This window comes from uncultured Mycobacterium sp., assembly GCF_964249325.1.
GTDB lineage: Bacteria > Actinomycetota > Actinomycetes > Mycobacteriales > Mycobacteriaceae > Mycobacterium.
Genome location: NZ_CAXUCH010000053.1, coordinates 1 through 10,761 on the forward strand (window position 1 = coordinate 1; position 10,761 = coordinate 10,761).

At 65.6% G+C, this 10,761-nt stretch carries 5 protein-coding genes and 2 pseudogenes (1 of these 7 only partly in view); 5 read left to right on the forward strand and 2 right to left on the reverse strand.

All coding sequences use genetic code 11. The features are described 5' to 3' along the window. A pseudogene (locus ACFE99_RS09475) lies at positions 1–678 on the forward strand (retinol dehydrogenase); the annotation flags it as partial. 27 nt (positions 679–705) lie between these two features. Here ACFE99_RS09475 and ACFE99_RS09480 read toward each other — a convergent pair. Beyond that, positions 706–1,005, reverse strand: coding sequence for a hypothetical protein (locus tag ACFE99_RS09480; protein WP_375484589.1), 300 nt, complete (start codon positions 1,003–1,005; stop codon positions 706–708). Positions 1,006–1,753: 748 nt separating this feature from the next. Here ACFE99_RS09480 and ACFE99_RS09485 point away from each other — a divergent pair. The 4 genes from ACFE99_RS09485 to ACFE99_RS09500 are packed head-to-tail and all read left to right on the forward strand — an operon-like array spanning position 1,754 to position 8,899. Continuing rightward, positions 1,754–5,011, forward strand: a complete 3,258-nt coding sequence (locus ACFE99_RS09485; protein WP_375484591.1) for a thioester reductase domain-containing protein — start codon at positions 1,754–1,756, stop codon at positions 5,009–5,011. Between the two features lie 23 nt (positions 5,012–5,034). Then, entirely contained in the window at positions 5,035–5,943 is a 909-nt protein-coding gene (locus ACFE99_RS09490; RefSeq protein WP_375484593.1) for a metal-dependent hydrolase, read from the forward strand. Positions 5,944–5,996: 53 nt separating this feature from the next. Next, the gene (locus ACFE99_RS09495) at positions 5,997–7,808 is read left to right on the forward strand and encodes an SDR family oxidoreductase (RefSeq protein ID WP_375484595.1); all 1,812 of its coding nucleotides are present in this window, start codon (positions 5,997–5,999) and stop codon (positions 7,806–7,808) included. Positions 7,809–7,822: 14 nt separating this feature from the next. Beyond that, on the forward strand, positions 7,823–8,899 hold the full coding sequence (locus ACFE99_RS09500) for a PDR/VanB family oxidoreductase (protein WP_375484597.1): 1,077 nt from the start codon (positions 7,823–7,825) through the stop codon (positions 8,897–8,899). Positions 8,900–8,914: 15 nt separating this feature from the next. Here the strand turns inward: ACFE99_RS09500 and ACFE99_RS09505 are convergent. After that, a pseudogene (locus tag ACFE99_RS09505) lies at positions 8,915–10,761 on the reverse strand (DNA translocase FtsK) (it continues 657 nt past the right edge of the window).

Genomic DNA, 10,761 nt, shown 5'->3' on the forward strand with positions numbered 1-10,761 from the left:
GCCGAGACCGATCAGCCTCCGCCCGAAATGTGGCTCGACACGCTACAACTCGATGGTGAAACCGCGGAAGGGGCGAGCTTCCACCGCATTTGCTTCGGGCTCGCCGCCGGGGGTGTCGGCAACCGGTTCTACGACAAGTACTACGCCAACCCCGAGCATGGCCGCGGGGCCGTCGCTCGAGTGATCGCTCGGTTGTTCGGCGACTACCTAACCGGCAAGGTTGCTCCCGGCCGCTTGAACAGAGACAACTGGGCATCCCAGCTGTTCGTGCCGACGCACGCGCGCGTCGTCATCGACGGCGAGGAGGTCCCCACGCGCGCACACAGGTTGCTGCATGCCGGCGCGATCGACCTCCGTATCGGCGGTCCGTTCCGACTCTTCCCAAAGGCATCCGCACCTGGTGCGCTGCATTTCCAAGCCGGGGAGTTGAGACCATCGCTGATCGCCGTTCAGCTTCCCGCGGCGCTCACTAAAGGTACGGTCCACGGCTCTACGGTGCGTGACATCAACGGCCGGGAGATGAGCATCGAGGCCGAGGACGAGCCGCTATCGCCGATTATCGATGGTGAGCGTTTCGCCGGCATCGTCAAGCTCACGGCGAGGGCGGGGCCGCGCATCCGCATCGCTCAGGTCACCGGCTCAAATGCGGGACTCCGCCCCGGCGCAAAACACACGTGACACCAACGGAAGCGATCCGCCGTGAGCTCATCGCCGAGCGCGGATGGCGCGCGTGATCTGGGCGGAGAGTTTGGGGTCGCTCAACAGCTGGTCGACAAGCGCGGAGAGCACCTCTTGTCCGGTGACGCGGGCGAGCCCGAGCCGGTCGGCGGCCTCGCGCTGCCAGATGTCGAGCGCGCGGTGCTGGGCGGGTGAAAGGTCGACGGTTCGGCGTGTTTTCGTGACGCGTGTTCGTCCCAGGATGACGGGTTCGGTTGGCGCCGCCGCAACGGCGGGAGTAAGTGGCGTAGCAGCGTGTGTGCGCGACCGGTCCGCGTCGGCGTTCATGTGGCGACCTCCCCTGAACGGCAGTATTCAGTATGTCAGTATATCAGTTCAGTGCGTCCGTAGATCATGAATGACGGACGTGAGGTCTGGCCCTGGCTGCGGGGCGCAAGGAGGGTCGACCCGGCCGGCGATCTGGCCCGCCAGGCGGCGTGGCGATGCAGCCTAGGCGTACCCGTACTCTCAGCCCCCGCAACGCCTCACTTCAGCTGCTGCGAGCACCATGGGAAACCAATCACTTCGGAAATAATCAAAACAATTGCTAAAGTGTCAGAATTGTGATGATATAAACCACAAAACCAGTCCGAGTTTCGTTTGCGTTAGTTCTTTAATCGCCGCGATAGCAGACGGTTTCTGCAACGTCGCCTCTGCGAATCATACTTAAATACGGGAATTAGTAGATCCGTAGGTCAGTATCCCCGTATCTACGCTCTGCACGCGGCTGTCAGCTGGAGCGATACGTTCTGATCTACTGATACCAGTATCTACGGAGAGGCCTGCTCAGCGAGTCTGCGCCGCTTTGGCATTCGCCGGAAAGTAGTGCCGTCGGACCCCGCAGACTACCGCTCACTTACCGAATGATTAATTAGCCTGGGAGAGTGTTGTGAACTGGATGTATAGTGGCTATAAAGCGTTCTGCAGCTTTGCTTGACATTCCTTACCGGCGGTACGATCAATATTACTGACGTAGTGAGCGAAGTTGTTCTGTTGATCTCGGTCGAGACCGACCTGGAAAGGGGATACTCCGACGATGGAGACGCTTATCGACTACCTGCGGACCTGGGAACAGCGTAGGCCGGACCAGATCCTCTACCGGTTTGTCGACGTCGACGGCCGCGAGATCGAGCACTACACCTACCAAAGCTTCGCCGAACGGACGCGTGAGCTGGCGTCCTACTTGTTCGCCGAAGCGGGGTTGAGGCGGGGAGATCGGGCGCTGCTGGTCTACCCGCCGGGCCTGGAGATGGTGGCGGCATTCATCGCCTGCGCGCGTATCGGGGTGATCGCCGTACCGGTCAGTCCTCCTCTACCAATGGCTTTCGAATCGGGGCTGGCCAAGCTCAGCTTCATCGCGCGGGACTGCCAGGCCAAGGCGGTGCTGTCGACTAAGCAGTTCGAGTACGACTATCGCCAGCTGCTCGGCTACCGGTCAGGCGGGCTGCCCTGGCCGGACGCCGAGCAGCCCCCGGAACTGCCGTGGTTCGCCACGGACGGCACCCAGGACTTCGGCGGCGGCCCGGTAGCGGATACGCCTGGCCCGGTGCTCTTCCTGCAGTACACCTCCGGGTCCACGAGCGATCCCAAGGGGGTTATCGTCAGCCACGCCAACATCATCGCCAACGCCGCTGCCTTCACGGGCAGTGAAGTGGCGGTCAGCTGGCTGCCGCAGCACCACGACATGGGGCTGATTTCCGCTTACTTGTTTGTGTTGGTGGTCGGCGGCACCACGCATGCGATGTCGCCGCTCGACTTCCTCAAGCGGCCATCTGCCTGGCTTCGTCTCATCAGCGAAGTGCACGCCACCCACACGCCGGCGCCCAACTTTGCGCTCGAGTACTGCCTGCGTGAGGACAAGCTGCCTGAGTCCGAGCTGGCGGGGATCGACCTGAGCAGCCTCGAGAGCTTGGTCATCGGGGCCGAGCCGCTGCGGGCCAAGAGCTTCACACGTTTTCGGCAGCGGTTCGCCCCCTACGGTCTGCGGCCCGACGCGCTGACGGGCGCATACGGCTTGGCCGAAAACACCCTGATCGTGTCCCTCCAGGGGCGCCAGACGCTGGCTTTGAACAAGCGCGGGCTGGCGCAAAATCTGGTCCGGGTGGAAAAGGCCCTGCCCGCGAACAACAACCAGGCCCCGGTGGTGAGCTGCGGCAAGCCCCTTGTCGGGAACACGGTCCGCGTCGTCGAGCCTCAAACGCGACAAGACCTGCGCGAGGGCCGGATCGGCGAGATCTGGGTGGCCGGGGCATCCAAAGGGGGCGGCTACTGGCGCCGCCCAGAGAATACCGAAGAGACGTTCGAAGCCCGCATCGCGGGCGACGATGAACACACCTACCTGAGGACCGGCGACCTCGGCTTCCTGTACGAAGGTGAGCTGTTCGTCTGCGGCCGCACCAAGGACCTGATCATCGTCCGCGGGGTCAACTGCTACCCCTCCGACATCGAAGCGATCGTGGAGCGGTCGGCCGGTCAAGTCCGCGACGGCTGCGTCGCCGCCTTCTCGGTCGAGCGCGACGACCAGGAAGTGCTGGTGGTGGCCGCCGAGGTGCGGGACGAACAAGCACTCCCCGACGCCAAAGTCCTGGCGCGGGCGATCCGCAGGCACGCCCACGTCGATCCGCACACCATCGTGTTCCTGCCGCCGCGCAGCATTCCCAAGACCACCTCGGGCAAGATCAGGCGCGCGCAGACTCGTCAGCTCTGGCTCGACGGGAAACTGCCCGTACTGGCGAGCTACACCCACCAGAACCGCGAGGCGCCGGACACAACCGCGGGTCCGCTGGAACGCTTCCGCAATCTCGTCGAGAGCTATGACCTCACCGGGGACGAGGAGTGCTCCTTCGCCGATCTCGGCATCGACTCGCTGGCCCTGGCCGAGCTCCGATCGGACCTGCACGCCTTGCTGGAAGAGCACGGCGCGGGAGAGCTGGCCGAGGAGGTCAACACTCGCCTGCTCCAGCGCCTGACGGTCGCCGAGTTCTTCCGGCTCATGCGCCGATTCGCCGACGGCTCCGGCCAGCCGCTGAATGAGCTGCGTCAGGCGCTGGATCAGATTTCCGTCGAGTACGAGGAATACGAGACCGCGCGGATGCGCGCCGACGCACAGCTGCCGCTGCCGGAGCTGCCACCCGCGCGAGAAGGCGCGCCACGCGACATCTTGCTGACGGGCGCGACCGGGTTTCTGGGGCCGTTCCTGCTGAGCAGCCTGCTCGGCCAGACGTCCTACACCGTCCACGCGCTGGTCCGCGCCAATGATGCGGCACATGGCCTGGACCGCATCGTGGCCGCGCTGCGCCGGGCGCAGCTATGGTCACCGGCCCTGGAAACCGAGATCCGGGCGCGAGTGCGCGTCGTCTGCGGGGACCTAGGCGAGCCTAACCTGGGAATCGGCGAGGCCGCGTTCCATCAGCTGGCCGAGGATGTTGATGTCATCGTCCACAACGGCGCCCTGGTCAACTACGTCCGGACCTACGACGCCCTGCGGCCCACCAACGTGGCCGGCACGTACGAGCTGTTGCGTCTGGCTATGACGGCGCACCGCAAAACCTTCCACCTGGTCTCCAGCACCTTCATCTACGGCTGGAGCACCTTGCCGGTGGTCGGGGAAGACTATGCGAACGAGGAGATGAGCGGTCTGGACTTCGGCTACTCGCAGACCAAGTGGGTCGCCGAGCAGCTGACGTTCGCAGCGCAGCGAAAAGGACTCGACGTGCGCATCTACCGGCCGTCGCTGATCTCCCCCACCAGCGCCGGCTACGGCAGCCAGGACGACATCTATGTGCGGCTCACTGCGTTCATGATCGAGCACGGCGTGGCCGCCAATGCTCTCAACCAGGTCAGCCTGCTGCCGGCAGACCTGATCGCGGATCACATCGTGGCGCTGATGGGCATTCCGAACGAGGACACTGTCTGCGGTCATGTCTTCAATATGACCGCGGATGACTACTACAACCTCACGGACGTCACCCGGCTGTTGTCCGAACGCTACGGCTACCGCTTCACCTACCACGACATTCCGTCGTTCACCGAGCAGGTGAACCGCCGGTGCACGCCGCGCGATCCGCTTTATCCGCTGGTCGATTTCCTCACCCGTTCGGCGGGCAAGATCGAGGCGATGCGGGACAAGCGCTACGACAACACCCAGTACAAGCGCGCTCGTGCGCTGGCCAAGGTCCACCGGCACGAGCCGACGCTGGCCGAGACGGTCGACGACCTGGTCCGGTTCCTGCGGCGGGAGCATCTGATCACCGAGGAGGAGAGGGGGATCCTCGACGGCGACGCAGTAGCCTAGCTACTACAAGGGAGGTCATAACGATGTTCACTGTCGATGACCAGGCAGCGGGTCCGCACGACGCGTCGCTGGATCACGAGCGTATCGTCCTGCAGGCGCGTGACGTCGAATTCGACTGGGGGAAGCTGCCGTTCTACTACGTGCCCAACGAGCCCTTCACCACTCACTTCTGCAACGTGCTGCACCTGCTGCTGCCCGCCGGCGAGGAGTGGATCGTCGAGGTGTTCAAGAAGGCGTTGCCGCTGATCCAGGACGACCAGCTGCGGCTGGACGTGCAGGGATTTATCAGCCAGGAGGCCATGCACTCCCAAGCGCACGCCGGTGTGCTCGAGCACTTCGCCGCCAAGGGCATCGACGTGACGCCGTTCACCGACCAGATCCGCTGGCTGTTTACCAAGCTCATCGGCGACCGGCCACGGTGGAGCGCACGACGACGGCAGAGCTGGTTGGCCGAGCAGGTGTCGATCGTGGCGGCCATCGAGCACTACACCGCGATCTTGGGTGAATGGATCCTCGACACCCCGCAACTCGATGCGCTCGGCGCCGACCCAGTGATGCTGGACCTGCTGCGTTGGCACGGTGCAGAAGAAGTCGAACACAAAGCCGTCGCCTTCGACACGATGAAGCATCTGCGCGCCGGGTATTGGCGGCAGGTGCGCACCCAGCTGCTGGTGACACCGGCGATGCTGTGGCTGTTCGTCCGCGGCGTGCGATTCATGTACTCCGTCGACCCTCACCTGCCGGCGGGCACCAAACCCCGCTGGCGCGACTACTTCCGCGCGGCGCGCCGGGGGTTGGTGCCCGGGCCATTCGAGTTCCTGCGGGTCATCGGCGCGTACTACAAGCCGAGTTTTCACCCGTCCCAGCTGGGCGGTGTGGGACGTGCGGTGGAGTACTTGGCCACGTCGCCCGCTGCTCGCGCGTCGCACTGAGCACTCGCGCCGACGACGATGCAGGGCGAAGCGATGAGGAGGAGCGGCGCCTAGTGGCTGGCACGACCACCACCGTCACCGCAACCGACGGCGTCACCTTGGCTGTGCACCGGTACGGCGAGATCGACCAGCGGCGCCCGACCATCGTGGCCGTCCACGGCTATCCCGATAACCACCACGTATGGGACGGGGTCGCAAGCAAACTCAGTGAGCGCTACAACTTCGTGGCCTACGACGTGCGCGGGGCCGGTGAGTCTTCGGCCCCGGCAGACTGGTCGGGATACCGGTTCCCGCAACTGGTTTCGGATATCTGCGCGGTGGTCGACAGCATCGGGGTGGACGAGGTCCACCTGTTGGGCCACGACTGGGGCTCCATCCAATGCTGGGCGGCGGTCACCGACGACTCGGTCAGCGGCAAAATCGCGTCGTTCACGTCGATCTCGGGACCACACCTGAACTACGCGGGCAAGTTTCTGCGGTCACCGCGCACGCCGCGCGCCGTCGCCGACGTCGCCAAACAGATCCTGGCCTCGAGCTATATCTGGTTCTTCTTATGCCCGGGTTTGCCGGAGATCGCGATCCGGGCCAGGGCGACGGTGAAAGTCTTCGAGGCGGTTGAGCGTATCGGCCGATCGAGCACTCGCAGCCAGCGTCATCCGGCGTACCGGTCCACCCGTGACTACCTCAACGGGCTCAATCTGTACCGCGCCAACATGCCGGCGCCGATGCTGGCGCCGCCGCGGCAGCTCCCGCAGACGGCGGTCCCGGTGCAGGTGCTGGTAGCGCGCAAGGACTATTTCGTCTCGCCTCCCCTGCAGCGGTTCACCGGCTCGATTCCGGCCGGCAGCAGGGTTGTCCCGATCGAGGGCGGCCACTGGGTGGTGACGTCGCGTCCCGACGTCATCGCCCGGCTCACCAGCGAGTGGGTCGACCGGGTCATCGAGGGCGCGTCTGGCGGGGGCGAGTCGGTCGTGCACACCGGGCCGCGTGACGTCGACGGCAAACTCGCGTTGGTCACCGGGGCTGGTGCGGGAATCGGCCGGGCCACCGCCGTGGAGTTGGCCCGCGAAGGCGCCCGTGCCGTCGTGATCGTCGACCGTGACCTGGCTGCCGCGGAACAGACCGCGGAGGCCGTGCGGGCACTCGGGGCCGAGGCCGCGGTCTACCAGGCCGATGTCAGCGACGACGCTGCGATGAACAACCTTGCCGCACAAGTACTTAGCAAGTATGGCGTGGTCGACATCCTGGTGAACAACGCCGGCATCGGGATCGCAGGCCGGTTCTTGGAGACGACGCCGGAGCACTGGGACACCATTATCGCGGTCAATGTCCGCGGGGTGATCAACGGCTGCCGGGCGTTCGGTGCCCAGATGGTCGAGCGCGGCCAGGGCGGCACGATCATCAACGTGGCGTCGGCGGCAGCGTTTCTGCCGTCGAAATCCATGGTCGCCTACGGCACCACGAAGGCCGCGGTGCTCGCGTTGAGCGAATCACTGCGCGCCGACCTCGCCGACGAGGGCATCACAGTCACCGCGGTGTGCCCGGGCTTCGTCAACACCAATATCGCCAGGAGCACCGTCTACGCCGGGATGACAGCCGAGCAGCAGGAGCGGGCGCGGGAGAAGGCCGACGCCGCGTATCGGCGCCGCAACTACACCCCGGAAGCCACCGCCAAGGCGATCGTCAAGGCGATCAAGACCGGCCCGGCGGTGTTGCCGATCGCAGCCGAGTCCCGCGTCGGGTACGCGCTGCGCCGGATCAGTCCCTCCATGCTTCGGCTCTTCGCGCGCTTCGACATTCGACCGACCGCGGCGATCGCAAGCGCGGCGGAGCCGGGCGCAGCGGGTCGCCGCGCAACAACCTAAACGAGGAATGCACTGTGCCTCAGACTATTTGGAGCAGTAGACCCGCCGACCTATACGGTCGTCGCAAGCGTGACCGCATGCTGACCGCATTGTGGGGCGTGGGTGCTCTGTTCGGCGGCTTGGCGTCGGCGTCTCGGTGGACGCCATCGCGGGTCGCACCGGTGCAGCGCACCATCCCGGCGGTGGTGACCAAACGCGAACTGCTCTGCCCCGACGTGGTCGCGCTGACGCTCGCGGACCCTGACGGTGGATTGCTGCCGTCGTGGACACCGGGCGCGCACATCGATGTGCGGCTGCCCTCAGGGCGGCGCCGGCAATATTCGTTGTGCGGGCCGCCCGGACGGCGCACCGACTACCGCATCGCCGTGCGCCGGATCGCCGATGGCGGCGGCGGGTCGGTCGAGATGCACGACACCTTCGACGTGGGCGACACGCTGGTGTTCGAAGGCCCTCGCAACGCGTTCTACCTCGTCACTGACGAGAAGGACGTGCTGTTTGTCATCGGCGGTATCGGAGTGACGCCGATCCTGCCCATGATCCAGCTGGCGCAGCAGCACGGAATCAATTGGCGCGCAGTCTATGTTGGTCGCAGTCGGGACTACATGCCGCTGCTGGACGAGGTGGTGGCGGTGGCACCGGATCGGGTCACGGTGTGGGCCGACGACGAGCGCGGCCGACTGCCCACTGCCGAGGACGTGCTCGCCGGCGCCGACCCCACGACGGCGGTCTATGTCTGCGGGCCGAGCGGGATGCTCGAGTCGGTGCGCGTGGCACGCAACGAATATGCCGACGCGCCATTGCACTACGAGCGGTTCAGCCCGCCACCGGTGGTCAACGGCATTCCCTTCGAGCTGGAACTTGCCCGCTCGCAGCGGGTGCTGGCCGTGCCGTCGAACCGGTCGGCGCTGGCCGTCATGCTCGACCGTGACCCGGCGACCCCGTATTCGTGCCAGCAAGGGTTCTGCGGGACGTGCAAGGTCAAAGTGCTGGCCGGGGAGGTCGATCGCCGCGGCCGCGCCGCCGAGGGCGACGACGAGATGCTGGTCTGCGTGTCCCGGGCGAAAAGCGGCCGCGTCGTGATCGACGCCTGACCGGTACGCCCGGCGCTACTCGGGTCCCTGTCCCTCGACGCCACGGATGGACGCCAGCGTAGCCGCCAGCTCATCCGGCTTGACCAGCACGTCGCGCGCTTTCGAGCCCTCGGACGGCCCGACGATCCCCCGGGTCTCCATCAGGTCCATCAGCCGACCGGCTTTGGCGAAACCGACGCGGAGTTTTCGCTGCAGCATCGAGGTTGAGCCGAACTGGCTGGACACCACCAGTTCGACGGCCTGGAGGAACACGTCCATGTCGTCGCCGATGTCGGGGTCGACGTCCTTGCGCTCGCCGGTGGGTTTGGCGGTGGTGACGCCCTCGGTGTATTCCGGTTCGGCCTGGTCCTTGCATGCGGTGACGACGGCGTGAATCTCCTCGTCGGTGATGTATGCGCCCTGCAGCCGGATCGGTTTGCCTGCGCCCATCGGCAGGAATAAGCCGTCGCCCATGCCGATCAGCTTCTCCGCGCCGGCTTGGTCCAAGATCACCCGGCTGTCGGTGAGCGACGACGTCGCGAACGCCAACCGCGAGGGCACATTGGTCTTGATCAAGCCGGTGACCACATCGACCGACGGGCGCTGGGTGGCCAGCACCAGGTGTATACCAGCGGCGCGGGCCTTCTGGGTGATCCGCACCACCGCATCCTCCACGTCGCGCGGCGCGGTCATCATCAGGTCGGCCAGCTCGTCGACGATCGCGACCACATATGGGTAGGGCCGATATTCGCGTTGGCTGCCCAGCGGTGCGCTGATCTCCCCGGAGCGCACCTTGTCGTTGAAGTCGTCGATGTGACGCACCCGGGAGGCCTGCATGTCCTGATAGCGCTGTTCCATCTCGTCGACCAGCCACCCCAGCGCCGAGGCGGCCTTCTTGGGCTGGGTGATGATCGGGGTGATCAGATGCGGAATGCCTTCGTAAGGCGTCAGTTCCACCATCTTCGGGTCGATCAGGATCATCCGGACCTCTTCGGGCGTGGATCGCGCCAGCAGCGACACCAGCATGGAGTTGACGAAACTCGATTTACCGGAGCCAGTAGAACCCGCGACCAGCAGATGCGGCATCCTGGCCAGATTCCACGAGATGTATTCGCCCTCAATGTCTTTGCCCAACGCGATCACCAGCGGATGGTGGTCGCGCCGCGTCGACGGCGCGGTGAGCACGTCGGCCAACCGCACCATTTCGCGGTCGGTGTTGGGCACTTCGATGCCGACGGCGGACTTGCCGGGGATCGGGGCCAGCATCCGCACGCTCTCGGTGGCCACCGCGTAGGCGATGTTGCGTTGCAGCGCAGTGATTTTCTCCACCTTGACCCCCGGTCCGAGCTCGACCTCGTAGCGGGTGACGGTAGGCCCCCGGGTGCAGCCGGTGACCGCGGCGTCGACTTTGAACTGCTGCAGCACCGACGTGATTGCCTCGACCATGCGGTCATTGGCCGAACTGCGGCGTTTCGGCGGATCGCCTTTGATGAGCAGGTCCATCGACGGCAACGTGTATGGCCCCTCGACCACCCGATCCAGCGGCAGGGTTTCGTGCTTCGGAGCCGCTTTGGCGGCGCGACGGCGCGTACGGGCGGTCGGCTCCGGGATGGTGGGAGTGTCGTCCGGGGGGATCGGATCATCGCTTGGGAGCCACACTTGGGCTTCGTCGTCGCCGTCGTAGCCGTCGGAAAACGGCTCAGCGACAGCATCATCGGCGCCGTCGTACTCGGCTTCGGGGAAGATCCGGGTGCCGAACATGTCCCGCAGCGTCTCGGGGATCTCTCGGATCGTGGTCCCGGTCAGCAGCAGCACGCCGAACAACGCTCCGATGAACAGCAGCGGCGCGGCAATCCACGCGGTCACGCCGTCCGACAGCGGCC

Excerpts from the sequence above, each read along its gene's own strand:
- ACFE99_RS09480 (WP_375484589.1), bottom strand. The coding sequence starts at position 1,005 with ATGAACGCCGACGCGGACCGGTCGCGCACACACGCTGCTACGCCACTT.
- ACFE99_RS09485 (WP_375484591.1), top strand. The coding sequence starts at position 1,754 with ATGGAGACGCTTATCGACTACCTGCGGACCTGGGAACAGCGTAGGCCG.
- ACFE99_RS09490 (WP_375484593.1), top strand. The coding sequence starts at position 5,035 with ATGTTCACTGTCGATGACCAGGCAGCGGGTCCGCACGACGCGTCGCTG.